At 56.2% G+C, this 26491-nt stretch carries 22 protein-coding genes, 1 tRNA gene and 1 riboswitch; of the genes, 11 read left to right on the forward strand and 12 right to left on the reverse strand.

What is annotated here, in order from left to right; genetic code table 11:
• Positions 1 to 56: 56 nt before the first annotated feature.
• Positions 57 to 917 (reverse strand): MurR/RpiR family transcriptional regulator, encoded by an 861-nt coding sequence (locus P8Z34_02205; protein MEJ2549478.1) that lies wholly within the window; start codon positions 915 to 917, stop codon positions 57 to 59.
• Between the two features lie 219 nt (positions 918 to 1136).
• Here P8Z34_02205 and P8Z34_02210 point away from each other — a divergent pair.
• The 3 genes from P8Z34_02210 to P8Z34_02220 all read left to right on the forward strand — a co-directional run bounded on the left by P8Z34_02210 (position 1137) and on the right by P8Z34_02220 (position 4280).
• Positions 1137 to 1213 (forward strand) — tRNA-Val (locus tag P8Z34_02210).
• A 192-nt stretch (positions 1214 to 1405) separates the two neighbouring features.
• On the forward strand, positions 1406 to 2653 hold the full coding sequence (locus P8Z34_02215) for an ATP-binding protein (GenBank protein MEJ2549479.1): 1248 nt from the start codon (positions 1406 to 1408) through the stop codon (positions 2651 to 2653).
• A 49-nt stretch (positions 2654 to 2702) separates the two neighbouring features.
• Positions 2703 to 4280: a M1 family metallopeptidase gene (locus tag P8Z34_02220; protein MEJ2549480.1), complete on the forward strand. Its 1578-nt coding sequence runs from the start codon at positions 2703 to 2705 to the stop codon at positions 4278 to 4280.
• Positions 4281 to 4375: 95 nt separating this feature from the next.
• Here the strand turns inward: P8Z34_02220 and P8Z34_02225 are convergent, their stop codons facing one another.
• Together P8Z34_02225 and P8Z34_02230 are read right to left on the reverse strand one after the other, a co-directional pair.
• Positions 4376 to 4522 carry a Flp family type IVb pilin gene (locus P8Z34_02225; GenBank protein MEJ2549481.1) on the reverse strand — a complete coding sequence of 49 codons (147 nt, stop codon included), beginning with the start codon at positions 4520 to 4522 and terminating at the stop codon, positions 4376 to 4378.
• A 377-nt stretch (positions 4523 to 4899) separates the two neighbouring features.
• A complete protein-coding gene (locus P8Z34_02230; GenBank protein MEJ2549482.1) occupies positions 4900 to 5034 on the reverse strand; it encodes a hypothetical protein in 135 nt (44 codons plus the stop codon).
• 485 nt (positions 5035 to 5519) lie between these two features.
• Here P8Z34_02230 and P8Z34_02235 point away from each other — a divergent pair, with 485 nt between their 5' ends.
• Positions 5520 to 7568: an immune inhibitor A gene (locus tag P8Z34_02235; GenBank protein MEJ2549483.1), complete on the forward strand. Its 2049-nt coding sequence runs from the start codon at positions 5520 to 5522 to the stop codon at positions 7566 to 7568.
• An 83-nt stretch (positions 7569 to 7651) separates the two neighbouring features.
• Here the strand turns inward: P8Z34_02235 and P8Z34_02240 are convergent, their stop codons facing one another.
• Entirely contained in the window at positions 7652 to 8182 is a 531-nt protein-coding gene (locus P8Z34_02240) for a hypothetical protein (GenBank protein MEJ2549484.1), read from the reverse strand.
• Positions 8183 to 8381: 199 nt separating this feature from the next.
• Between P8Z34_02240 and P8Z34_02245 the strand changes: the two genes are divergently transcribed.
• Positions 8382 to 10055: a DUF4173 domain-containing protein gene (locus P8Z34_02245; protein MEJ2549485.1), complete on the forward strand. Its 1674-nt coding sequence runs from the start codon at positions 8382 to 8384 to the stop codon at positions 10053 to 10055.
• Between the two features lie 78 nt (positions 10056 to 10133).
• Here P8Z34_02245 and P8Z34_02250 read toward each other — a convergent pair whose 3' ends face one another.
• Positions 10134 to 10709 (reverse strand): methyltransferase domain-containing protein, encoded by a 576-nt coding sequence (locus tag P8Z34_02250; GenBank protein ID MEJ2549486.1) that lies wholly within the window; start codon positions 10707 to 10709, stop codon positions 10134 to 10136.
• Positions 10710 to 10763: 54 nt separating this feature from the next.
• Between P8Z34_02250 and P8Z34_02255 the strand changes: the two genes are divergently transcribed.
• The 3 genes from P8Z34_02255 to dcd all read left to right on the forward strand — a co-directional run bounded on the left by P8Z34_02255 (position 10764) and on the right by dcd (position 12697).
• A complete protein-coding gene (locus P8Z34_02255; GenBank protein MEJ2549487.1) occupies positions 10764 to 11297 on the forward strand; it encodes a GNAT family N-acetyltransferase in 534 nt (177 codons plus the stop codon).
• 148 nt (positions 11298 to 11445) lie between these two features.
• Positions 11446 to 12117 carry a fumarylacetoacetate hydrolase family protein gene (locus tag P8Z34_02260; protein MEJ2549488.1) on the forward strand — a complete coding sequence of 224 codons (672 nt, stop codon included), beginning with the start codon at positions 11446 to 11448 and terminating at the stop codon, positions 12115 to 12117.
• 25 nt (positions 12118 to 12142) lie between these two features.
• A complete protein-coding gene (gene dcd, locus P8Z34_02265; protein MEJ2549489.1) occupies positions 12143 to 12697 on the forward strand; it encodes a dCTP deaminase in 555 nt (184 codons plus the stop codon).
• Between the two features lie 105 nt (positions 12698 to 12802).
• Here dcd and P8Z34_02270 read toward each other — a convergent pair whose 3' ends face one another.
• Positions 12803 to 13927, reverse strand: a complete 1125-nt coding sequence (locus P8Z34_02270; GenBank protein ID MEJ2549490.1) for an aminopeptidase — start codon at positions 13925 to 13927, stop codon at positions 12803 to 12805.
• A 520-nt stretch (positions 13928 to 14447) separates the two neighbouring features.
• Complete coding sequence (locus P8Z34_02275; protein ID MEJ2549491.1) at positions 14448 to 15989, reverse strand: serine/threonine-protein kinase; 1542 nt, start codon at positions 15987 to 15989, stop codon at positions 14448 to 14450.
• 277 nt (positions 15990 to 16266) lie between these two features.
• Between P8Z34_02275 and P8Z34_02280 the strand changes: the two genes are divergently transcribed.
• Positions 16267 to 16974: an AzlC family ABC transporter permease gene (locus tag P8Z34_02280; protein MEJ2549492.1), complete on the forward strand. Its 708-nt coding sequence runs from the start codon at positions 16267 to 16269 to the stop codon at positions 16972 to 16974.
• Positions 16971 to 17300, forward strand: a complete 330-nt coding sequence (locus P8Z34_02285) for an AzlD domain-containing protein (GenBank protein ID MEJ2549493.1) — start codon at positions 16971 to 16973, stop codon at positions 17298 to 17300. Before P8Z34_02280 ends, P8Z34_02285 begins: the two co-directional genes overlap by 4 nt.
• An 82-nt stretch (positions 17301 to 17382) precedes the next feature.
• Here the strand turns inward: P8Z34_02285 and P8Z34_02290 are convergent, their stop codons facing one another.
• From P8Z34_02290 to gcvH, 5 genes are all read right to left on the reverse strand, one after another.
• Positions 17383 to 19254 carry a serine/threonine-protein kinase gene (locus P8Z34_02290; GenBank protein ID MEJ2549494.1) on the reverse strand — a complete coding sequence of 624 codons (1872 nt, stop codon included), beginning with the start codon at positions 19252 to 19254 and terminating at the stop codon, positions 17383 to 17385.
• A gap of 394 nt (positions 19255 to 19648) precedes the next feature.
• Positions 19649 to 21376, reverse strand: coding sequence for a nucleoside kinase (locus P8Z34_02295; protein ID MEJ2549495.1), 1728 nt, complete (start codon positions 21374 to 21376; stop codon positions 19649 to 19651).
• A 357-nt stretch (positions 21377 to 21733) separates the two neighbouring features.
• Complete coding sequence (gcvPB, locus tag P8Z34_02300) at positions 21734 to 23194, reverse strand: aminomethyl-transferring glycine dehydrogenase subunit GcvPB (GenBank protein ID MEJ2549496.1); 1461 nt, start codon at positions 23192 to 23194, stop codon at positions 21734 to 21736.
• A complete protein-coding gene (gene gcvPA / locus P8Z34_02305; protein ID MEJ2549497.1) occupies positions 23187 to 24530 on the reverse strand; it encodes an aminomethyl-transferring glycine dehydrogenase subunit GcvPA in 1344 nt (447 codons plus the stop codon). Before gcvPA ends, gcvPB begins: the two co-directional genes overlap by 8 nt.
• Before the next feature lie 83 nt (positions 24531 to 24613).
• Positions 24614 to 25006, reverse strand: coding sequence for a glycine cleavage system protein GcvH (gcvH, locus tag P8Z34_02310; GenBank protein MEJ2549498.1), 393 nt, complete (start codon positions 25004 to 25006; stop codon positions 24614 to 24616).
• Between the two features lie 152 nt (positions 25007 to 25158).
• Positions 25159 to 25267: riboswitch (glycine riboswitch) on the reverse strand.
• 191 nt (positions 25268 to 25458) lie between these two features.
• On the opposite strand from gcvH, the gene P8Z34_02315 reads away from it, so the two are divergent.
• Positions 25459 to 26478 (forward strand): NAD-dependent epimerase/dehydratase family protein, encoded by a 1020-nt coding sequence (locus P8Z34_02315; protein MEJ2549499.1) that lies wholly within the window; start codon positions 25459 to 25461, stop codon positions 26476 to 26478.
• Positions 26479 to 26491: the final 13 nt, after the last annotated feature.

Consider the following 26491-nt stretch of genomic DNA (forward strand, 5'->3'; position numbering starts at 1 on the left):
GGCCCCCGTGCCGACGCCATTTCCAGGAAGAAAAATCCAGCCTACAGGACATGGATTCAGGTGGTCTTGTTTCCGACGAGACGCTCGGTCATGGCCTGGACTCGTTCCTCGGCTCTCCGAAAGCGCGCCGGGCGGGCGTGTGCGAGCATGCGGATCAGCGCATAGACCATGCTTTCCAGGACGATCTGCCCCACTCCGGGGTCGGGATGGGCGAATCCCGAAAGGACGAGGTCCGCGGAGACAGCAGCTTCCGCAGAAGGAATAGCCACGAGGCTGACCGTGCGGGCGCCGGCATCTTTCGCGCCGGCGAGCGCTGCGGCGATGAAGGGCGTTTCGTCGCAGACGCAGACTGCCAGCGCCAGGTCCCGCTTGCGGGCGCCGGCGACCGCGCGCGCCAATCCCGCCGGGCTGCCGTTCGAGCAATGGACCGTATATCCGGCGGCTTCCAGGTAAGTAGCCAGGGTGTTGGCCGGAGGATGGGCGTGCTCGTCGGTCAGCAAGATGATCCGCTCCACTTCATCCAGCAGGGAAATGAATTTGTTGGCCAGCTCGACCGGAAAACTGCGCTGCACGGCTTTCAGGGTTTGAACTACCTCGTCCAGCGCCTTGGCGGCCGCTTCGGAAGGGGTATTCGATTCGGTGGTCAGATCGAGGAAGCATTCCCGCCGGACGCGATCACGGATTTCGGCCTGCAGTTCCGGATAGCCTCGATAGCCGAGATGCTGCGAGAATCGCACCACCGTGCCCGGGTCGATGTCGATGAGATGCGCCAGCTCTGTGGCCGTGAGAAAAGCCGATTCGGTGTACGAGTCGAGCAGGAAGTTGGCCAGGCGCAAAAAACTCGGTGAGAACCCGGATCGAGCCTCACGAATGCGGTTTTCGTACGAGAATGCAGAGTCAGTTTGCAGATTGGTCACGGTTCGAGCACCATACTTCCACGAGAAAGTGCGGAAACTATAGCACAAGGCGGGTTTACAGGCAAAGCCGCAAGGCGTAATGCAAGATTTGTTGAATCCGCCTTGACGTGTTCCAACTGACAGTGGAAAGTGTCCTCGATCTGGAAATGAGGCCTTGCGAGCGTTTTATTTTGATCGCGCGTTGACCCTGTGCAGGGCACGAGCTATAATTTGAGGTCCGGGCGGATAGCTCAGTTGGTTAGAGCGCTTCTCTTACACAGAAGAGGTCGCAGGTTCGAGTCCTGTTCCGCCCACCAGGCCACAGCCGTCTGCCGTCAGCGTCAGGCGGTTTTTCGACCAACTTCCTTCCACCGCTTTATCATCGCAGCTCACAGCCGATCCAGCACTACAAAATGTACTTGAACGAACAGCCGAGAAACCGTAGTCGTTGAACCAGCGATCCGCTTGCGGTGCTCCCGCTTAGGAGCTCGAAGAAATAGGAGTGCGTCATGCCCACACTCAGCCATTGGGAACTGACCGGCCTGTTCCTCATCATCATCGCCTGTATTTGCATCATTCAATACCTTCACATTCGACGCTACGTGCTCAAACCGCTCGCCCACCTCGAGGAACGCTATCGCCAGATATTCAACAACTCCCTGAACGGCATCGCTTATCACGAGGTCGTCTGCGACGATGAAAACGGCGAAATCGATTATCGATTCGTCGAAGTAAATCCCGCCTTCGAAGAACTCACGGGGCTTAAAGCATCCGAAGTCGTCGGTAAACGCAATCGCGAAGTGCTCCCAGAGGCGGAGCAGACGATCTTCGAACAAATATACTGCCAGGTTGCGGAAACCGGAGAACCCGATCGGCAAGAGATCTACTCTTCCACCCTGGAACGCTGTTTTCAGGTCGCCGCCTTCTCGCCCATACCCAACTTTTATGCCGCCATCTTTACCGACATTACCAAGCAGAAGAAATACGAACAATCACTGAAGGACCAATCCGCCTGGCTCGAGACGCTCATCGAGGAACGCACGGAAGAACTCAGTGAAACGCAGGCGAAATTGATCCAGCGCGAGAAGATGGCCCAACTCGGACAGCTGGCTCGAGGAATCGCACACGAACTACGCAACCCGCTGGGCGTGATCTCCAATGCCGTCTATTATCTAAAAACCCCGCACGCGCAAAATGAAGGCACGACGAGAGAATATCTCAACATCATCGAGATCGAAGTCAATCGATCCGAGAAGACCATCACTGACTTGTTGGAGTACTCCCGAGAGCCGGTGCCTATCTTCGAGAAAACCGATATCGGCGAGCTGCTGCAAGAAATTCTCGGAGGGCTCCCGACACCGGATTCGATACGAATCACCACCAAGGTCGACGGTTCGGCGCCGGCCGCACAAATCGACAGCCGACAAATCGGAATGGTGCTGAACAACCTGCTCACCAATGCGTATCAAGCGATGCCCGAAGGGGGAAACCTGGACATCGAGATATCCCAACTGGATGATCACGTTCGGCTCGCCATTCACGACACAGGATCGGGGATCGCCGCGCAGAACATACAGACAATATTCGAACCGTTCTTCACCACCAAGCCGAAGGGGATCGGCCTGGGGCTGGCGATTTCGAAGACACTCGCAGAGGTAAACGGCGGGGAAATCAGCGTGGAAAGCGCCGAAAATAAAGGATCGACGTTCACCCTCATCCTTCCCCGGGCCAAAGAAACAGCCGCTCCAACAGATTGAAAATCAGGCCAAAACCACTACAATACCACTTCCACGGTGGAGGTGGGCAATGTCGCGACGTTATCGATTCATCGTATTGGTTTTACTCGTCCACCTAACCGCCTGCAGCCGGATCGGGGATTTCGGAAATGTTCTCCACAGAGCAACCGAAACGCCTCTTGCGACGCGTTCGCTTCCAGCCACGTACACCCCGACCGCCTCTCCGACTGCGATCCCTTCGATCCCGGCGACTCCGACGATTTCCGAACATACGCAGCAATCCGCACTGCTGCCCGAGTTCGTCAGCGACGCTGACGTTTTCCCCGATGCCACACGTTACGACATCGAGCTGGATGTCGATTTCCAACCCGGATCGACCGAAGCCCACATCGAAGGAATCGCCCGCATCCGCTATGTCAATCCCCTCGAGAAAAACCTTTCCAACATCGTGTTGATGCTCTGGCCCAATGACGAGCAGTACCAGGCGCAGATGCAGGCCGGGACGGCCATGATCGACGGAGAACTCACCATCCCGCAAGCCATTATGGACGGAAAAGCGTTGCGCATTGATTTGCGCCCGTCCCTCGCAGGAGGTGAAAGCGTCGACTTGACCATTCCCTTCTCCCTCGAAGTTGATTCCTTCCACGAAGGATCGCCCAGACGTATGGGGATCACGGAAGGTGTGCTCCTCGCACCGACGTTCTACCCCATGATCCCCAGGCTCGTGGACGGCGAATGGGATGCGATCGATGCGCCGTCCGCCGGAGACACGACCAGTTCAGAAACTGCCTTTTACGCCGTAAACATCACGACGCCCGTGGGCCAAATCGTAGTCGCTACCGGGGTTGAGATTTCGAGCACAACGACACCGGATGGGAAACAACGCTTCGAATACATCAGCGGTCCGGTGCGTGACTTTGCCTTCGCCATCGGGCAATGGGAGAAAACCAGCGGCACTTCTGGTGAGGTGACTTTAAACGTGTGGGCACTCCCCCAACACGCAGCGAGCGCACAGACTGCGCTACGAGCGGCCCGGATTCAAGTAAATCTGCTGAGTGAAATCGTCGGGCCATATCCCTACCCAGAGCTCGATCTCGTCGACGCGCCCTACGCTTTCGGGGGAATCGAATATCCCGGCCTGGTATTCATCGGGACCATGGGAACAGATTGGGTTACTGTGCCCACGGTTCACGAAGTTGCGCACCAGTGGTTCTACGCGCTGCTTGGAAACGATCAGATTCGTGAACCCTGGCTGGACGAAGCCATGGCTTCGTTTGCGGAGGCGCTCTACTACGAGCGCGCGTATGGTTTGGGCCAGGGAACCGGCTACCTGAGTGACATCCGCGCCAGGCTGCGTGCCGTTCCCGACGCCACACAACCCATTGGTCTCGCTGTCGGGGAATACGCGAGTGAAAGCGATTACTTTATCTTCGTCTACCAAAAGGGAACCCTGTTCCTCGAAGCGCTGCGCAACAAATTGGGAACCAATCGCTTCAACGACTTCCTTGCCGCCGTCTACGCACAGTATCGCTACGGTTTCATGCACGCCGAAGAATTCCAAAACGCCGCAGAAGCGGTCTGCGCCTGCGATCTCCAGGATTTCTTCGACCTCTGGGTTTATGAAGGCGGCGAAATATTTCCCCCTTGATTAGAACATCGATCCAATTCCAAGGTAGCTTAAAAGCGGAGAGCCTCATCCATGGACGAGGCTCTACAGCTATAACAATATTGCGACGGTATCAATTAGATATTGCTGACGATGTTGCTGAATACGTTTCCGATGGCAGGTCCGAGCAACGCCAGGATCACAATCACGACAACGGCGATCAGAACCAGGATCAACGCATACTCTACCAGGCCCTGCCCTCTTTCTTTCGGAGCGAATAGCATCTACATTCACCACCTTTCTTTTCGAGGATCACAATTGTTGTACTGGGTATACGGATTTACGAATTCACAATTGTGCATGATGCTGAATTCAGAATAACACAGGAAGCATGTCCGTATACCTTACAGAGTCCTAACGATGTACCAACGATGCAAGAAGCAGACCAAAATGAAATCACCTCATAGAACATGATTTCAATTGACTCGTCTCATCGATCTTTCCCATACGATCGGCCTATAGCGCCAGCCGTTCAGCTACGCGCAACCATACATGATAACCTTCCGCCAGGAAAAACGTTACACCGGCGGCCAGGTTGAAGGGCGGCACGATTCTATTTGCGAGAATGCGAAATCCTCTTATCTGGGTGTTGATTGGGCTGTTAAGTTATCAATTGGATTACCATCGTTAGGATCATCAGCACCCCCATGATCGCAAACAGGATTTGTCCAATACGCATTCGCCGCTTCTGATCGCGGCTCATCTGCGGTTTCTTGTTGTTTCGTTTCTTTGCCATCAGACGCTCCAACATTCATCATACCATGCGGCCATACAGTCGTCCAGACGGGGCTCATCGGCGGCGATCTGCTCACTTCAAAATCTGGCATTCGCCGCCAGAACATCGCCTGCATACATCCAGAATCCAATCGGAAATCTGACTCACCGCGTTGATTTTACGTTGAGTCCGATAGGCTATCATGTTGAGACGACGGCGTAAGCCATCTTCTGAACACATCCTAGATCGGACCGGCATAAAACCCTGTGATGGAGGTTTTCCATTATGGGGCTGGCTGACTCGATGTGTTGACGATACTCTATTCGAAGTTATCAGGGGGTCGACGACCCAGGCTTCGATGGAAGTCAAACGAGTATCAAACGCCAGTTTGAAATACTCAATCCGGATTCATAATGAAGGAGGTGAGGCTCAAATTTAAGCATGATCTCGATCATCAACACCCAGCATGAAAGAGTTCTGGCTACATTCTAATGAGGAGGAAACCCATGAAACGTTACTCAGTGATCGGTTTGTTGGCATTACTTCTAGGTTTGATCGCCGGTGTTTTACCTGTTGGTGCAGCACCCGGAATCGATTATCGACCCGTGGATGTCGGCCCGGAAATTCGGGAATGGGAACCGACCCAGGCGCGGCTTGAAGGATCACCCGCAGCAGCGGAAGCCGAGGCCGAGGCAGGCGCAAATGCCGCCTCCAGCGTGGATGAATGTATTCTGGATGAGAAAGATTGGTTATCCATGGATTCCGTCGCCGGATCCTACTTCTTCACCACGTTCTACCTGGTAGCCGTGGGCACGGATTCCGAGCTTTGGGTGCAGGCAGACACGAGCTGGCCCGAAGGAGATACCCGGGAGACTCCGGAGATCACCTGCGAGCAAGCCAGCTACATGGTCTCGGAATTCGACAACAACATGCTCCCGAAGGAAAGTGATTTCTTCGGTGTGGCGGACTTCCACGACGGTTCGGCCTCGCTGCTCGAGGCCTGGGAAATCGTCCCACCGGGATACTACACCGACCCGGACGGCAAGCAGGTCATCCTGGTCTCGAACGTACGCGATGAAAACTACTACGATCCGAACTACCCGCTGTATATCGCCGGATTTTACTCCCCGTCCCTCGAAGCGTATTTCGATCGCAACGTTATGACCATCGACGCCTACGACTGGGCGGATCGCGTAGGGCCGGATGTGGAACGACCCCATCTTTACGAGGGGGTATTCGCCCACGAGTATCAACACTTGCTGCATGACGACTACGATCCCGACGAAGTGAATTTCGTAAACGAGGGTTTGTCGATGTACGCCGAATACCTCACCGGGTACGCTTCGGGCGAGGAGCAGTACGGCGGCTTCCTGACCAATCCCGAGAACTCTCTCGTCGTCTGGGAAGATCAAGGAAATATCGAAGTGCTGTCGGATTACGGCCAGGCCTACCTGTTCCAGTTTTACATGATGGAACAATTCGGCAGCGCCTTCCTGCAAGCCGAGTTCAGAAACCCCGAGAATGGGATAAGCGGCATCAATTCGACGCTCGATTCCCGCCACATTCACCGCGACTTCGATGACATCTACCACGACTTTTCCGTCGCCGTGTTGATCGATTCCCGCCAAAATCGCTACCGCTACGGCTTCAAGAAGCTCGACCTGGCCATCGATATCGGCACCGTGGACGACCCCAATCCGGAAGCTTACGATATGCCCGGTGCACCGCCCTGGGGCACGGACTACATCTGGCTCTCCCGGGAACCCAAGAAATTGGGGATGTTCACCTTCAACGGACAGGATTATTCGATCTTCCCCTCCGCTTGGACTTCCGATGGCGAGGTGCTCTGGGGCGGCAGTGGTGACCTGATCGACAACTGGGCGATCTTCGAAGCCACGGGTGGCGGCACACTGACCTTCGACACCTACGTCGACATCGAAGACTACTGGGATTTCGGCTTCGTGCAGGTCTCCACAGACGGCGGCCAGACATGGACCAGCCTGGCCAACGAATACACCACGAGCGATCACGATCCCGACGCGCATCCGAAGGTGGTCGAGAATCTGCCCGGCCTGACAGGTTGGAGCGAAGACTGGATTACGATGAGTTTCGACCTGAGTGCCTACCCGGGTGACATCCTGCTCGCCTTCCGTTACATCACCGATTGGGCCACGACCTACGAAGGCTGGTTCATCGACAACGTCTACGTCGACGACGTGCTCATCTCGGATGGTTCCGATGCTTCGGTTTTCAAGGACATCACGGAGCTGTTCCCCATCGATAACGACTTCACCGTGATCTTTGTGGGCATCCGAAACCTTCGAGGCAAACCGATATACCAGGTGATCAAGATGCGCTTGAACGAGGAGACCGAAGAAGGCTTCATTCAGCTTCGCAGGTTGCTCGGCCGATCCAACAAGGCCGTGATGCTCGTCACTTTCGACGCGCCCGAGGGCCATTCGAAGTATGCAGATTACGAATACGGTTTCACGTATTTCGATCAAGGTCCACGGAAACCGCGCTTGCCGAATCGACATCCCTGGCGTCGACGCTAACCTCATGAACAAATCGAGCCCGCCGTTATATTGGCGGGCTCGACCTCTTATTACGCAAAGGTTTGGTTATCGGCTGATCTTCGTCAATCCACTGGCACCCAGGGGGAGCCATCCTGGATCTTCTCGCCCGGTTGAATCGGGATCGGCAAAACTTCCGGTGTGCCATCCTCACCACACAGCACCATGAGCAGTCCTTCATCGCTGTGATAGCTGTATACGTCATCATCGACCTGCAGGGTAACCTCGTATCCCGGGGTAATCACCTGGGCGTAATCCATCTCCTCCGCGGGGCAGCCCAGGCTCGAATCGGACCACTCCACCTCTTCCACACTCACGACCTGGACGTCATCTTCCGAAACGCCCAATCGCTGCGCGAGGTCGGAAACTGCCCGATCGACGATGTACGCTTCGCCTCGCATCGGCGCCGGGGTTTTAATCTCTCCTACAAACGATTGCTCCGTGGCTTCCTGCGGCTGCGGCGTCGCAGCAGGCTGCTCTTTTCCTTCCGTCGAAGAAGCAGAGACGTTCTTCTCTCCCGCAACGCTTCTCGCCTGGCAGCCCACGAGCGTCAACGCGATTACCAGCATCAATCCGATAAGCCTACGTTTCTTCATTGCAACCTCCCTTACGTATCAGTATATCCATCCGTAATGCTTATGACGACTCTCAGGTCCGTTTTGTTCCTGCGCCCACGCGGCTCGAATTCAGGCCACAAGAACGCATACCGCACGTGCCTTCCGCATTGCACCCAGGTGTTTGCAGCCAGAGAAGGAAAACGATACCATGATCCCGAAACCCCACAAGGATAAAAACATGGCAGAAGAAAAAGAAAAAACAGACGGCGGCAGCGAGGAGCAGGGACAGAAACCGACTTTCCGTTCGCCGCGTTCACTCAGCTTGATGGCGATCATTCTGGGAGTTCTCTTCGAGATCCTCTTCGACGGCCACCCTACCGGCATTTCTTTTCCCATCTGGATCACTGCCTGTTTGCTTGCCCTCGTCGGAATGGCACAGAATGAAGGAATCCAGCCGGCAAAACCCGAATATCTTCTTTCGATTCCCATCGTCGTGCTTTCTGTATTCACCTGTTTTCGGTTGGAACCCATGACGGGCATATTGAGCATGTTAATCACGCTTCTCATCTTTGCGGTCTGGATATTCGCCTTCCGCATTGGTCGGGTGCTCGAGTTTCGCTGGGTGGATTTCATCGTCGCCACCATACGCACTCCATTGGAGTGTTTATTCGGATGGGGTCCTGTTGCTGCTGCAGCCGTACGGCAGACGATCGGCGCTCGCGCCACGAAAAATAAACTGATTGCGATCCTGCGGGGATTGCTGCTTGCGCTTCCAGTCTTTTTCCTCTTCCTGGCGTTGCTGGCGAGTGCCGACCTGGTATTCGCCGACTACGTGCGGAAGGCCTTCCAATGGCTTGACCTTGATCGACTGATACAGATCCTGCGGCGGTTATTCATTATCCTTTTCGCCACGGCACTCTCACTCGGTGCCCTCGTCATGGCGCTTCGAAAACGGGAAGAAAACATCGCCGGGCACGCGCAAAAGTCTTCGTCACAAATTCTGGGAATCATCGAAGGCGCCGTCGTCCTGATCGTGATCGACCTGCTTTTTGGCGCCTTCGTCGCCATCCAATTTGCTTATCTATTCGGCGGAGAAGCCAACATCACCGCAGCCGGCTACAACTACTCGGAATATGCCCGTAGAGGCTTTTTCGAGTTGACCGTGCTGGCAGTGCTGAGCCTTGGTTTCATCATCGGCTTGAGTCGTTGGACGAAACGCGAAAGCACCTCGGAGAAGAACTGGTTTACTGCGCTGAGTACCTGTCTGGTGGCTTTGATGGGCGTCATTCTGGCTTCCGCAGTCAAGCGGCTGCTGCTGTATGAGGACGCCTACGGATTCACCCGCCTGCGTACTTACACTCACGTGGCAATCGCCTGGATGGGCGTCATGTTCGCCGTCTTCCTCGTCCTGCTCTATCGGGAACGCCTGCGTCGCTTCGCCCCCGTCGCTGCACTTGGGGTGCTCGGTTTCACGCTGACGCTGAATGTGCTGAACGTCGATGCCTTCATCGTGCGTCAAAATATTAAACGGTACACAGATCGCGAAAATACCGAAATCGTCCGAGAAGGCATCACACGGGTCGGTGCCGGATCAGCGGAACTCGATTTGCGCTATCTGTTCGATCTTTCTTACGACGGCGTCCCTGGTCTAGTCGATTTCGCCGATGCGGCGCAGGGAGAAATCCGCACGGAACTCCTCTCTCAATTGGCTTGCGAACGAGGCAAGCTGAATGCGCGTATGGAAAGCCTGAAATGGCCTTCGTTGCACTTTTCCCGGCTGGGCGCGCAAAAGGCGCTCGACGGCATCGCCGATCTACTCGACGAATACCCGGTCACGCACAGCAGAACCGACTGGGTGGTGGAAGTGAACGGCGAGTATGAAGCATGTTATCGTGATTTTGATTGGGATTGAAACAAAGTGATCCAGCACACTTGATTGAACCACAAAAGCCTCCCTTGCGAATCGGGAGGCCTTCGGATTACGGAATGGCTAACGGAGTTCCTTCTCGGCCACGATCCAAACCGTCGCACCGTCGCGGATGACACGGGTCCTGGCGCCAAAACCCGCCAACTTCTTTGCGATCTTCTCCGCCAGTACGAAATGGCTGCGGAACAAAGCGAGTTTCTCCGCCAAAGCGAGCAGCTTCACGCCGAAGCGGCGGATGTCCGGCTCTTCGATGACCAAACGTCCACCGGGCGCAAGAACGCGCCAGAACTCTCGCAGACTGAGTTCCTGATCCAGTAAATGGTGGTAGGCATCCACAACGATCACCCGTTCGAAGCTCGCATCCGCAAAGGCCAATTTCTCGGTCTCAGAACCGACGGCACAGCACAGCCCGTCCTTCTGCCGGGACTGGCGGAGCATGTTGAAGGAAACATCGCTGATGACCACCAGGCCCGCTCTATCGACAAGCTGCTGGGCGATGCGCCCCGTCCCACCCGCGGCGTCCAGCAGGCGACCGGCGACCGGCAAACCGACCACCTGCGCCAGCCGGTCGTTCTCCGGGATGCGGATCAAACGATCGTAGAGGGGTGCGAGGATGTCGAAATGATCGAATATCGGCATACCATCTCCGAGGCAGATTATAATGGGATATCTTACCATCCAGATGGTGCAGGCGTGGAGTCAAATCGCGCCCGCGAACGGACAAAGATGTCGGGAATTTTCATCCGCAAAAAGACGGAAACGGATCGAGCCTGGTGCAGCAGTTTGCTTCGCGACCAATGGGGGTCTGCGCGAGTCGTCAGCCGCGGCCGTCTTCACCACGCCGAATTGCTCCCGGGATTGATCGCCGAACTGCGAGGTGAACCCGCTGGCCTCTTGACCTACCGCGTCGAAAACGCAGAGTGTGAAATCGTCACGCTCAACAGTCTGCTGGAGCAGCACGGCGTTGCCACGGCGCTGCTGGAGGCCATCTCTGAGGCAGCCGTTTCGGACGGCTGCCGCCGGTTGTGGCTGATCACCACCAACGACAACATCCCCGCTCTGCGTTTCTATCAGAAGCAGGGATTCACGCTGGCCGCGATCTATCCGGATTCAATCCGGCAAGCCAGAAAACTCAACCCGGAGATACCCGAACTCGGTTGGGAAGACATCCCCATCCGGGACGAGATCGAATTCGAAAGAAACCTGCAACCATCCGGCAGCGCATAATGCGGCGCTTCCGGCCAGCATCGTGTGTCAGTCTGCCGAGTTTATGGTACGATGCTGTGTTGAACGTTCGGCCGGAGTTTACTCAGCGGGCCGCTCCGCACGAAAACCGCCGGCCAGCCGGTTATCAAATCGACACGGGCGCAAGCACATGCGAAAAGCCACGCTGGCGATCGACTCCATCCATTTGCTTCCACCGATTTCTCCGGGGAAGATCGTTTGTGTGGGCCGCAATTACGTCGCCCACGCCGAAGAGCACCACGCCGAAGTGCCCGATCTGCCCCTGCTCTTTCTCAAACCACCCTCGGCGGTCATCGGCCCCGGCGAACCCATCGTACTGCCCCCACAATCGAACCAGGTCGAACATGAAGCGGAACTCGCCGTCGTGATCTCCCAGCGCGGCCGCTGGATACGTGCAGAAGATGCCGGTAATTTTATCCTCGGCTATACGGCGGCGAACGACGTGACCGCACGGGACCTGCAGCAGCGGGACGGCCAATGGACCCGCAGCAAGGGCTTCGACACCTTCTGCCCGCTTGGCCCCTGGATCGAGACGGATCTCGACTCTTCGGACGTGTTGATCACTTGTTCGGTGAACGGACAGATGCGCCAGATGGCGTCCACGCGCGACATGGTGTTCACCGTTCCTCAACTCATCGCCTTCGTCTCCTCGATCATGACCCTCGATCCCGGCGACTTGATCCTCACGGGAACCCCCGCCGGCGTCGGAATCCTCGGTGACGGCGACGAGGTGACTGTAGACATTGAAGGCGTCGGCACGCTGCGGAACCCGGTGCGCGGCCAACCGAGAGACGAAGGATAATCCACCCACACTCAGGAGGCGTTTCATGGGTCTCAAACCCGATCATTGGATTGCGAAAATGGCTCGTGAAGAAAAAATGATCGATCCCTTTGCCGCGGAGCAAGTCCGCGATGGCGTCATTTCGTACGGCGTCTCGTCCTACGGGTACGATATCCGCGTGGCAGACGAATTCAAGATCTTCACCAACGTGTATTCGGCCGTCGTCGATCCGAAACAATTCGACAAGGCGTCGATGGTCGATCTCAAGTCAGACGTCTGCATCATTCCCCCGAATTCGTTTGCGCTGGCGCGAACCGTGGAATACTTTCGCATCCCCCGCGGTGTACTCACGATCTGTGTGGGCAAGTCGACCTACGCGCGCTGCGGCATCATCGTTAACGTGACCCCCTTCGAACCCGAATGGGAAGGCTTCGTCACCCTGGAGATTTCCAACACAACCCCTCTCCCGGCGAAGATCTACGCCAACGAAGGCATCGCCCAGGTGCTTTTCTTCGAAGCCGACGATGAATGCCTCCAATCCTACGCGGACAAAAAAGGAAAGTATCAGAAGCAGAAAGAAATCGTGCTTCCCCGGATGTAGCACTCGAAATCCGGCGTCGAGAGCATTCGAGTGCACTTGCACAGCAACGAACGAGCCGCCGGGACCAAAACCGGCGGCTTTTTTACTTCTATCCAGGCGGAGCGCCTAAATCTGGAATTCTCCGGACCGGTAGAACAGCTCCCCATCGACGATGATCTCTCCCCCGTCACGCATTTCGCAAATCATGTCCCAATGGATGGCGCTCTCGTTGCTCGATCCTGTTTCCGGATATCCGGCGCCGAGCGCCATGTGGATCGTGCCGCCGATTTTCTCATCGAAGAGGATGTTCTTGATGAAGCGGTTGATGCGTTTGTTGGTTCCCATAGCGAATTCGCCCACGTATTTCGCGCCGGCGTCGGTTTCCAGCATGCGCAGAAGAAACTCTTCGTTCTTCTTCGCGCTGGCCTTCACCACTTTGCCGGCTTCAAAATGAAGCTCGACTCCAGCGACCTCACGGCCGCTGTATATCGCCGGATAGGTAAATCGAATCCAGCCGTCGAGCGAATCCTCCACCGGGCCGGTGAATATCTCCCCGCTGGGCATGTTGTACGTGCCGTCGGAATTGATGAACTTGCGGCCGTCGATCGAAAGCTTGAGTTCTACGTTCGGCCCACGTACTTCGACGCTGCGCTTGCCGGCCAACCAATCCACCAAACGCTGCTGCTCGTCGTGGACGGCTTGCCACGCCGCGACCGGGTCATCCTGGTCGGCGAAGGTGGTGCCGTATACGAAGTCCTCGAATTCGGATAAATTCATGTCCGCGTCCTGGGCGTAGGCTTCGGTCGGGAAGAGGCTGATCACCCAGCGCAGATCCTTGGATGCCGAACGCTGCATGAAAATTTTCGTCAATTCGGCGTGCGCCCTCGAACGCAGGCTCTGTTTGGCCGGGTCTACGTTGCTCAGGACGCGCGTGTTCGACGAGCTGTCGATGTTGATCATTACGTCGAACTCCGAGCGGACGATTTTCTCGAAGCGGTGCACGCGCTGCAGCTGATCCTCGTTTCCCTCGGTGAAGAGGATGTAAGCCAGATCCTCGACTTCGACACGCGAACGCAGCAATCCGAGCAGAACGTACGGATACGCCCCGGCGCGGATGACTTCACGGTAAATCTCCCGAACCAGCGGCATCCCCGCCGGCTGGTGGTAAATCGCCACTACGTCCTTCGGCCGCACCTTGGTCGAATACTGCACCAGAATCTTCGCCAGATTCACCACGCGCGCATCTGCCATGGAACACATCCTTTCTCGGCGATATTTTCCTTGATTATATCAACGCTATCGTTATCTAGAATTAATGATATGTCCGTGAAAAGCGTTGAATGTATGAATGAGTGTGTTTGCACGATTGATTGCCTCATTCAACGAAACCATGCCTCGATTTGCACACACATCATTCGTAGGGCCGGCCAGTGTGCCGGCCCAATTTCACATCGTTTTTTTGGGCGCACACATGGGTGCACCCCAATATTGATGGAATTGATCCCATGAAAGTCCGCAGGTCGTATTGAAGGGAACCGAAATCCAAACCTCTCACAATTACGAGCGAGAGTTCTTGTAGGGGTGGGTTTGAAACCCGTCCCTGCCGGGCTGTCTGGTTTCAAGTGGGTGTTCGCGTGGGGGTGTTCAGAAATTGATGAATTCGAATTCAAGGAAAATCAAGACTGCTTGTCTGCAGCCATCGATCCAGGACCCTGAAAGGTATCGCTGCCTGACGTCGGTTGCTAATAAAATCGAAGTACTCGAGTTCGATTCAACGCCACGCGCCGCTCAGCGTGCAGCCGGCGTCAAATTCGAGGGCGAGCAGGTAATCCGTCTGCGCAGGATTTCCCCAGTGGAAGTTGAGCGCGATGACGACCACCTGGTCCTGGGGAATGGTCTTGTTGGCATCCGCCGACATCTCGAGAACGATGCCGTTCTGCAGGTCTTCCAGCCCGATTTCCCCCTGCCAGAGAACGTCATCCCCCAGGCGAATGTGCTGCAGCACACCCTTCACCGTTGCGTCCCAACTCAACTCTCGCACACTCACGAGGTTCACACTCCGGCCGCTCTGATTGTCGACGATCCACTCGGCGTCGTTTCCCTGTTCCCCCAGATATTGAAGCCGGAGGCCCGGGCAGGCATCCGAGGTTACCGGCTCAGGTGTGGGAGAAGCGGCGAGAACGACAACCTGCTCCGTCGCAGTGGGTGCAATGTCGATCACGGCTGCCGTCCGGGACGGCGTCGAGGTCACCATGGCAGTCGTTCCGAACCCGGAAAAATAATCCCGCAGCAGCAGCGTTGCCGCAACCCCGGCGAAGATCACCAGCGTCAGCGGCACGACCCAAAGCGAACCCCTCCGCTGCGAGGCCGGTGTAGATGCGGCCGACGACGAGGGATCCATTTCGCCAACGCCCGTCTGATTCACCACGTCGAGCGCCAATCTAACTTGCGGAGAAGTTTCTGGAGGCAATCGAAATTGCGGCAGCGGTTTCCCGTCCAACGCAGCCAGATAGGCCTCCTTCATGAGGCGAATGCTCGGAAATCGATCCTCGCGTCGTTTGGCCAGGGATTTGAGAATCACCCGTTCTTCGTCCGGTGGAATTTGCGGGTTGAAGCGTCTCGGGCGGGGAACCGGTTCGTTGATGTGCGCCAGGACGCTCGCCATGGGTTTATCGGATTCGAAGGGCAGCCGTCCGGTTGCCATGCGGTAGAGTATTACGCCCAATGAATACTGATCCGAACGGGCATCGATTTTCTCGCCGCGCCCCTGTTCGGGAGAGATGTATGCCGGTGTGCCCATCAACATCGACCCCGTGAGCGTGTCCGAACCTTCGATCTGGCGCGCCAGGCCAAAGTCGGTCAGCAAGGCGTTGCCCTTCTCGTCGATCATCACGTTGGAAGGTTTGATATCGCGGTGAATGATGCCCTTGTCGTGCGCCAGGGAAAGCGCGTCGGAAATCTGCTGCACCCAACGCTTGCATTCCTGTTTGGAAATACTGCCGTGCTCCATGCGCTCCTGCAGCGTTTCGCCGCGCACGAAGGGCATGACGAGATAGATGTAGCCCTGCGTCTGTCCGTAATCGATGACCGGAACGATGGATGGATGCGTGAGATGCTGCTTGACCAACTGGGCTTCGCGTCGAAAGCGTTTCAAGAACATGCGGTCGGCGCTCATCGCCGGGGACAACACTTTCAAGGCCACCTCGTGCATGCTGCGCGTGTCGACGGCCCGATAGACCGTCGCCATGCCCCCCTGGCCGACGAGCTCGCGAAGATGGTAGTGATCGAGCATTTTTCCAACCAACACACTCATAATGCTACCTCTGCTGCAGGGTTCGATGTGCACAGCAACCAAGGGTTTACACTACAGGGACATTTGTGTCAAGCGGAGCGAGTTCGAGAATGGATGTATGCGGCAGTTCTCCTGCTATGCCTCGCGTGGTTCCATGATCGACTCCAAAGCTGCATAACAAACGATCCAAAAGAACGGTCCGCTACAAACGCAGAATTCACACAAACCTTGAGGGCGCACATTAAGCAGGTTATCATCATTCGAATTCCAACGCAGGCACACTGCGAAAGGTGACCCGATGAAGACGACCGCACGTGCGGAATGGTTTGCCGGAGTACGGGCGCAGCTCCCCATCCTTCTCGGCGTCGTGCCGTTTGGGGTGATCTTTGGCGCCCTGGCGCTCTCCGCCGGGATTCCCCCATTGGAAACTCAAGCGTTTTCACTCTTCGTCTTTGCCGGCAGCGCACAGTTCATCTCCGCCGGATTGATCGCAGAGGGCACTCCGGCGCTCATCGTGGTGCTCACCATTTTCGTCGTCAATCTACGTCACGCGCTGTACAGCGCAAGTATTTCCCAGTACACCCAGCATCTCCCCAAACGCTGGAAAGCCGTCCTCGCCTGGCTGCTCACGGATGAAGCCTTCGTCGTCGCTTCCGTGCGCTATCGAGAACGAAATAACGCGCATTCCCATTGGTATACCCTGGGGACAGGGCTGACGCTGTGGGCCTCCTGGCAAGCGAGTACGGCCGTAGGCATAGCGCTCGGCAAGGTGATTCCGGAAAACAGTTGGCTCGATTTCGCCCTGCCGTTGACCTTTGTCGCACTGCTCGTGCCGCTGTTGATCGACCGCCCGACCTGGATTGCGGCCGCAGTCTCCGGATGTTCGGCGGTGATCCTTTCCGGGCTACCGTATAAACTCTGGATTCTGATCGCCGCCACGCTTGGCGTCGCCGCCGGCATGCTCGCCGAAATGCGGCTTGCGCGAGTTAAGGACCTCCCGCAATGAAATCCGCCAGCGCGCTTTACCTGTGGACGATCATCATCGGCGGCATGCTGGTTACCTACGCCACGAGATTGTCCTTCATCCTGCTGGTCCCGCAGGAACGGGTGCCCACGTTGATGAAACAAGCCCTGCGCTACGTGCCGCCGGCCGTTCTGGCCGCACTGATTCTCCCGGATTTGCTGTTATCGGATGGCAGCTTTCAGCTCGATCTTCAGAATTACCGGCTGTTTGCCGGCTTGCTGGCCGCTCTCGTGTCCTGGCGGACGAAAAACACCTGGCTCACCATCGGCGTCGGCATGGGCGCGCTGTGGCTGCTCTCCTCACTGTAGATTAACTGTTGGTATATCAAGTCGAAAAAATCGTCGTTTAGCAAGGGTATCGAGGATGTAATCGGGGATCACACAGGGGGGATCAATGCAGCGAACAGCCGTACGTCGTATTCACCGTGACCGAATAGGAAGTAGCCTGCCCATTACTCTCGAATTGGAACTGTAACAAAATGCTACCACCTGCGGCGACACTTACTGAGACAGGAGCCGAAGATGGCGAGTCAGGATCATTAACCGGATTGTTACTGCCACCCACTTTAATAAACTTCAATATATTATCATCACCTGGCCACGATAAGGCAACGTAGTTGATCGTCACACTGCTGCTGCTGTTGTTATTAAAATTCCAGGATACTATTTTATGATTGACAGATTTCCCGCTCAAGCTGAGGCTGTCACACACGTTCTGCGTTGCCGTCGGGGTGTTCGTCGGAGGCTGCGTCGCCGTAGGTGTGTTTGTGGGAGGCGTCGTCGCTGTCGCCGTCAACGTCAGTGTTAAGGTTGGTGTTGGCGTGCTCGTCGGTCCTGCTGTGAGGGTTGAAGTGGGCGTCGTACCTGCAGGCGGAGTCGAGGCCGAGGTTTGGGTCCTGGTAGGCGTGGCACTGGGAACCGCAGGTCCTCCACCGGATGACGAGGTCGAAGTCAGCGTCGCCGTTGTCGTCAGATCTTCGGTTGCGCTCGCCGCGAGTGGGTCTTCCGTTCCGCTGTCGGTCACGGCTGATTCACCTCCCGCAGCCGGCGTGGCGCTGGCTTGTGCCGTCAGGGTGGCATCCAACATTGCGCGGATTTCCTCCTCCGATAAAGCATCTCCCTCGAGCGCCACCATTTCCGTGGCGAAGGCATTCAACGTCGCCTGGACGTCAATCGTCTCCGCAGCGGCGATGACCACACCTCTGTCTCCGCCGAACAGATCCGGGAAAAGTGCGTTGGTTCCGATAATCGAAAGCGGACAGAGAAGCAGGAGCAGCAAAGCAACCACAAGGACAGCCCGCCGGCGGTACCAGGGTTCCTTTTCATCCTTCCGTTCGCCGCCGGTTGGGGACTTCTCGCCCACACGTACGGTGGATTCGAGGGGAACGTGGAAAGCCTCAGTCGGAATTTCATCGGTGATGCCGTTGCGGATACGCGCGACCGCTTCCCGGATGGCTTGATGGAAAGCCTGATTGAAATCGCTGATCGTCGGATAGCGCTTGCTCGGATCCTTGGAGAGTGCCTTGATCAGGACGCGCTCGATGGGTTCGGGAAGATTGGGATTGAGGTAGCGCGGCCGGGGCAGCGGCTCCGTGGCATGCTTCAATGCGATAGCGATGGGAGTCTCGGCATCGAAAGGCAGATAGCCGGTGCTCATACGGTACAGCACCACCCCGAGGGCATATTGATCCGATAGCGGAGTTACTTCGCCTTCCTGGAGCTGCTCGGGCGCCATGTATGCCGGCGTACCGATGACCGCCGATCCGGTCAAACTCACCGAGGCTTCGTCGACGTGGGCGAACCCAAAATCCGAGAGATAACAGTTGCCTTCGTCGTCCAGCAGGATATTGGAAGGCTTCACATCTCGATGAACCACGCCGCGATCGTGAGCATACTGCAATGCCGAACATATCTGATCGACGATCCGCATCGCCTCTTTGACGTTCATCGGCTTCTTCTGCATGCGAAGATGCAGACCGCCGTACTTCATGTACGGCATCACGAAGAACAGCAGGCCATCGACTTCGCCGTAATCGATGACCGGAATGATATTGGGGTGATCGAGCTGACTGAGAACCTGGGCTTCGCGAATGAAGCGCGACTTGAATTTCTCGTCCAGGTTCAGATGGGGGGCGAGAATTTTCACCGCAACAATCCGATCGTTGACAAGGTCTTGCGCCTTGTAAACGTTCGACATGCCACCGCGACCGGCTTTTTCGATAAGATGGTAGTTCCCGAAGGTCCTACCTTCTAATTCAGGCATAACTCGATTCCCACCCGCACCTATCCAACCCGGGACAATCAACGCCCAGGATGGTTAAGAGGTACCCAATGACAAATTGTGGATCGGCATCCAAGGGCGAAGCCTTTACAAGCCGATCCACCTCCCCTGGCGCCCGATTAACAATCTACCGAGCATGATAGATCATCGACAGGATTGTGATAGCGATTCTATCACCCGTAATCAACGGCCCCGTTGTTTGCCGGTAAATTCCCACAATGAAGATTATCACAGAGAGAGGCAATTTGTGGATGGGAATGTGGCACCATATCTTAGCACAAATAAAAGTTGGGCTTCAATTCGGATTGGATGCGGACATCACAAAAAAAGGCTCGATTTTCGATGCGCTGGTTGGAAAGTATAGGAGAAGAGACGGTCAATCCAGGTCAGGCGGAGGCCAGGGGACGAAATCGCGCAAGATGGAACCGCCAATAAATTCACGAATCATGGAGTTATCGGGAATGAGATCGCTGTCGATCGGTAGAAACCAATCCAGAAAAGCCAACAACCGCTTCGCCTCAACATGTTCGTCCGTGCCGAAGGGCACCTGGCGCAAGAGAGGTTCCGCCAGCGAAGCCAATACTGCGCCCTCGTAAACCAGAGCCGAGTTGAACATCGCATCTGCGTTTTCCTGATAAGGAAAGATGTATTTCCGTTCCCCGCGCCGCACGGACTCCCAGCGGCGGATGGTTTCCTGCGCCGTGTATCCTCGCTGTGCCGCATCGCGCACGATGCGACGAATAAGGCGCGTATCGGTGGTCGAGACGCGGTTAAAACGGTCCAGGTTTAACTGCGTCAACGCAGAGACGTAAATGCGAAAGGTGGTTTCGGTGGGGATTTCGGGCAGCAGTTCCGGATTGAGGCCGTGAATGCCTTCGAGGATGATGATTTGATCCGGGGCCAGTTGAATGAATTCCCCCTCGACTTGTTTGCCCTGAAGGAAATCGTAGCGCGGGAGGCGGACCACCTCTCCGGCGATCATGCGCTTGATATCCTGATTGAGGCGCGCGAGGTCCAGCACATGAAGCGATTCGTAATCGTATTCCCCATATTCATCCAGGGGAGTCTTTTCGCGATCGATGAAGTAATTGTCCAGGCCGATCGGGTACGGCGCGAGACCGCGCGCCAGCAGTTGAATCGAGAGCCGTTTCGAAAATGTCGTTTTACCAGACGAAGACGGACCGGCCGTCAGCACGACGCGCATTCGATCCCGTCGTTCCGCAATCAAGGCGGCAATCTCTGCGATCCTTCTCTCGTGGAGAGCCTCTGAAACGAGCACGATTTCCCGCGCCCGGCCGGCGCTGATCGCCTCGTTCAATGCGCCCACATCCGGAACTCCGATGGTGTCGATCCAATCCCCGTACTGTAAAAAAGTTTCGAGAAGGATGCGGAATTCCGGCACAGGAAGCAATTCGGTAGGCCGGTGCCGCCTGGGGAAGCGCAGCGTGAATCCCTCACCGGCGGCTTGCAGCGCAAACCATCGCAGGTAGCCGGTCGAAGGAACCATGTATCCATGGTGATAATCCCGAAAGTTATTGAGCTGGTAAACAACCAATTGGGGTTTTTTGCGGTGTTTCAACAAGCGCTCCTTGTCTTTATAGCCTCGCTTGCTGAAATACTCGATCGCAGCCTCGATCGGAAGATGGCTCTTGGCGAAAGGCAGGTCCTGATTGACCAACTCTTGCATGCGCGCCTGTAATCTTGCAAGCTCGTCGCTGCTCAACGCATGACGTCCATCCACCTCACAGAAGTATCCGCCGGAGGCGATGGAGTGATCGACGGTAAGTTCGGCGTCCGGGAAAAGTTCCTCGAACGCGGCCGCCAACAGAAAGGTCAGAGAACGGCGGTAGATACGCATACCGTCGGCCGACGCCATGGTAATTGGACACACCCTGGCGTCCATTTCGATGGTATAGGTCAACTCTCGCAGTTCACCGTTTACGATACCGCCCACGATGGGAGCTTCCGGAGATTCGACGACCTTCAGGAAGTCCTCCAACTGGCTGCCTCGTGCACCCTCGAGAACGCGTTCGTCAGGAAGATGAACCTGCACCGTCGCCCGCGGTTGTGTCTCGTGAATTTTATGATTGGGCTTTGCTGCCATACCGACACGGCCTCCACGAAACTTCATTCTACCCTATTTTTGATTCACCCATTTGCTCGCAAGCAAGAGCTTCTAAAATAGATCGTCGCATTACGCGAAAAAAACGTTCAGAATCTATTGAGTCCTGTGAGGTAGACTTTAACCATCCTCAGAAACTAGGCCCCGGATGCAAGGGGACCCGGGGCAAATGTTTTCCTTATCTTCGGAGCGATTGAGCCTGATCTTCAATCGCTCCGATCTGTTGATGCCGATCCTGAACCATTGGAAGCACGCTGTGACGAAAGCTCTTACACGAGCAAGCCTTTGCCGATCGCAGCTTCGGATCGCATTCCTTCGCCAGTTCCAGGACGGCCTACTTCACTCATCAACCGGCCAACAACACAGCACCAACTGCTTTGCTGCCCTGACCTCATCCATACGTCCGAAGGGCGTCTTGTGCGGCGCAGTGGTCAGGATCTCGGGATCCTCATGCGCTTCGCGAGCGATTTGCTGCATCGCCGCCACAAAGGCATCCAGGGTTTGTTTGCTTTCGGTTTCCGTGGGCTCGATCATCAACGCTTCCGGCACGATGAGCGGGAAATAATTCGTCGGTGGGTGAAAGCCGAAGTCCATCAGCCGCTTTGCGATGTCTAGCGCGTGCACGCCCGGCGCATCGTCCCATTTGCCTTCCGCCACGAATTCGTGCATGCAGATCCGATCGTAGGGAATCCTGTACACATCCTGCAGTTTCACGCGTAAGTAGTTGGCGTTCAAAACGGCATGGTCGGCGACGTCCCGCAGCCCCTCGTTGCCCTGCATGCGCATGTAGGTATAGGCGCGCACCAGGACTCCGAAGTGTCCGTGAAAGAGTTTCATCCTGCCGATGCTCTTCGCCGGTTCCACCAGCCCGTACAACGGAGGCACGTTTTCATCGCCCACCTCGACGATGTCGACGAGGGGACTCGGGAGAAAATCCGCGAGATGGGCCGCAACGCCGACCGGACCCGCTCCGGGCCCACCGCCGCCGTGAGGGGTAGAGAACGTCTTGTGCAGGTTGTAATGCAGGATGTCGAATCCCAGATCGCCGGGACGCACCACCCCCAGCAGCGCATTCATGTTCGCGCCGTCTCCATACACCAGTCCGCCGCAACCGTGGACCAGTTGGATAACTTCTTGCACGTGCTCCTCGAACAAACCCAGCGTGTTCGGATTGGTCAGCATCAAACCGGCGACCGTATCGCCACACTGACTGCGCAGCGCTTCGATGTCGATGTTGCCGCGCGGATCCGAGGGGACTTCGACCACCTCCATCCCGCTCATCGCGATCGAGGCGGGGTTGGTCCCGTGTGCGGAATCGGGAACCAGAATGCGGTTGCGCTTCGTGTCGCCGCGATCTTCGTGATAGGCGCGGATGATGAGAATCCCGGTGAGTTCGCCCTGGGCGCCTGCAGCCGGCTGCAGGCTGACGGCGCGGAACCCGCCGATCTCCATCAGCCATTGCTGCACGGCGTACATCAAAGCCAGATTTCCTTGCAGGAGCGCCGGATCCTGAAGCGGATGAGTAAGGGCGAAACCCGGCAGGCGGGCGACTTCCTCGTTGATCTTGGGATTGTATTTCATCGTGCACGATCCGAGCGGGTAAAAACCGGTGTCTACGCCGTGGTTGAGCTGCGACAAGCGCGTGAAATGGCGCACGACGTCGATCTCGGATAGTTCCGGCAAAGGTAATTCCTCACGTTCGAGCGATGCGGGAATTTCCGCTTTCTCAACTTCCGGCGCGGGCATTTCGATCGCCGTTCTGCCCGAAGACGAGAGTTCGTAAATCAAGGGCTCAGTCATGGCTCACCGCCTTCAGCGCAGCGGCCAGATCGTCGATTTCCGCTTCGCTGACCATCTCCGTTACGGCGATCAACATATGCTGTTCCAGCTCCGAATAGTCCCGGCCCAGATCGTAACCTCCGATGATGTCCAACTCGAGCAATCGCTCGTTGATCGTCTTCACATCCCGTGGACACTCGATCACGAATTCATGGAAGAAATCTCCCGTGTTCCACAGACGATACCCATCCAAAGCAGCGATTCTCTTCGCTGCGGCGTGCGCCTTGTGGAAACAAAGTTCGGCGACGCTGCGTAATCCCTGTTTGCCCATAAGAGAGAGATAAACCGTAGCGGCCAGCGCCATGAGGCCTTGATTGGTGCAGATGTTGGAAGTCGCCTTCTCGCGGCGGATATGTTGTTCACGCGGCGCCAGGGTCAAAACGTAACCCCGCTGGCCGCGGCTGTCTACGGTCTCGCCGACCAGACGGCCCGCCATCTTGCGCACGTACTTATCGCGCGTGGTAAATATACCCAATGAAGGTCCCCCGAATGAAAGCGGGATTCCCAGCGGTTGGCCATCCCCGACCACGATGTCGGCGCCGAAGGCGCCTGGAGGCTTGAGCAATCCCAACGCGAGCGGATTGACGACCACGCAGAACAAGGCACCCACCTCGTGGGCCGCTTCGCCCAGCGCCGTCCAATCTTGAATGCAGCCGAAGAAATCCGGATACTGAACCGCAACGAGTGCGGTGCTTTCATCCAGCATCTCGATCAACGCTTGTGCATCGTTTTCGATGGCCCCATCGCCGACCAGGGTCAAGCCCACGCCGCGTGTATACGTGCGAACGACCTGGCGATATTGCGGATGGATCGCCGCGGAAAGGACCACCTTCTTTCGTTTTCCATGATGGACGTTGAGCGCCATGATGACCCCTTCCGCAAACGCCGTGGCGCCGTCGTAATGGGAGGCGTTTGAAACGTCCATGCCGGTCAGGTTGACCATCAAGCTTTGATATTCGAAAATGGTCTGCAGCGTACCCTGGGAAATTTCAGGCTGATAGGGCGTGTATGCCGTGTAGAATTCGTTCCTGCGCAGGATTTCATCCACCGCAGCGGGTATGAAATGGTTGTAAGCTCCGGCGCCGAGGAAACAAGCAACGTGATGCATGTTGAGATTGACCTCCGCCAACGCTTGCAGCTCGGCAGCGATCTCCATCTCCGTCACTGCGCCGGGAAGGTCAAAATCCGGAAAACGAACGTTTTCCGGAATGATCTGGTAGAAATCCTCGAAGCCCTCGACTCCGATCGCCTCGAACATCGCTCGTCGTTCTTCATCCGTATGGGGAATAAACGCCATGTGCCGTGACCTCCGATCGAATCAGAACATCGTTGCGAATCGACGGGATGGACGATGTGGGAGATTTCGATTCCGCTCGATGGTCAATGCTCGCGATCCTGACAATATTCCTCGTATGCTGCGGCATCCATCAAGTCTTCGAGTTGGGCCGGGTCTTTGATCTCGAGTTGGACCAACCACCCATCGCCGTAGGGGTCACTGTTGATGACTTCTGGTTCATCGACGATGCTCCCGTTGACCTGGGTGATCTTCCCATCAACGGGAAGATAGATTTCAGCCGCCGCCTTCACGGATTCGATCTCCCCCAGTTCATCACCCCGCGAAAACTCGTCTCCTTCCGAAGCCGAAATTTCAAGGAATACAATGTCAGAAAGTTGATCTTGGGCGTAGTCCGTGATCCCGACCGTACCAACGCCGTCTTGCACGCGAATCCATTCGTCATTCTTCGTGTACTTCAGTTCCGCTGGAAAGGACATCGCAGACTCCTTTATCATTCACTCGGTTGCGTCGAATATACATAATAACAAAGACGCACGCCATAAAGGTGTGCGTCCTCTGTCGATAACCTGAGAGATTCACTGCACGAATGCAGTTTGCCCCTTCGGTGTCTTTCGACTTTCCAGAGGAACGACCGGAGAGGGTCCCTTTACCTGAGAGTTTCACCCGGCGTCTGCACGCTTTCGCAGGGTTTGCCCCTTCGGTGTCCGCCCGAGGCGGATCTCTCCCCTATCCGGACTCGTTTTCCGATTCAATTCTACGAATAGCGATCTAAAAAGTCAAGGAGCACCGCTTTTCGCAACCACTGTTACGCAAGTAGCGGTTGCGCATCCATCCCCGGCAGCGACTCAGAACGAACGGGCCAAGTTGTCTTCGATCGAATATCAAGCATACAATAGAGTATCAAGACGGTACATACCGAGGAGGTCAGATGCGCAGAGAAGTCGTGTTGATCACCGGCGCGAGCGGCGAAGTCGGCCACGATCTGATCACCCGACTCAGCCAGCGAGGCGTCGTCGATATCGTCGCTCTCGACATCAAAGCGTTGGACGAAGACCTGCGCAGCCGCTGTCACGAGTTCATTCAAGGTGACATCCTCGATAAAACCGTCCTGGGGCGGATCGTCCTGCGTTACGAAATCCACGCCATCTACCACCTCGCCACCATCCTGTCCACCAGCGCAGAGTACAACCCACAAGGCGCCCATCGTGTGAACGTGGACGGCACGCTGAAACTGCTCAATCTGGCCCTCGAACAGGCCCGTTGGCAGGGTCGATCGATCAAGTTCATCTTCCCCAGCTCGATTGCCGCCTATGGCATTCCCGATCTGGAAACGAAAAACTCCACCGGCAAGATCAAAGAAAATGAATACGGCCAACCCTTCACGATGTACGGCTGCAACAAGCTTTACTGCGAGCACCTGGGACGTTACTATGCCGACCATTACCAGCAGTTGGCTGCGGATCGCGAACCCCACAGCGTGGATTTCCGAAGCGTTCGCTTCCCGGGTCTGATCAGCGCAGAAACAGTCCCTTCGGGCGGCACGAGCGATTTCGGTCCGGAGATGGTCCATCACGCCGCGCAAGGAAAAGCCTATGCATGTTTCGTGCGTGAAGACACGCGCCTGCCGTTCATGGTGATGCCCGACGCGATCAAAGCCTTAACCACAATCGCGAACGCAGAACAAGACGCTCTCTCCCGCCGCGTGTACAACGCCACCAGTTTCAGTATCTCAGCGGGTCATTTTCTGGATCGCGTGAAACACGCCTTTCCCCAGGCGAAAATCACCTTCGAACCCGACCGGGCTCGGCAGAAGATCGTGGACAGCTGGCCTGCCGATCTCGACGATGCGGCAGCCAGAAAGGACTGGGACTGGTCGCCGGATTACGACCTCGATCAGGCCTTCGACGAGTATCTCATCCCGACGATTCGAAATAAGTACCAGAAATAAAAAAACACCCCGC

This window comes from Anaerolineales bacterium (genome assembly GCA_037382465.1).
GTDB lineage: Bacteria > Chloroflexota > Anaerolineae > Anaerolineales > E44-bin32 > WVZH01.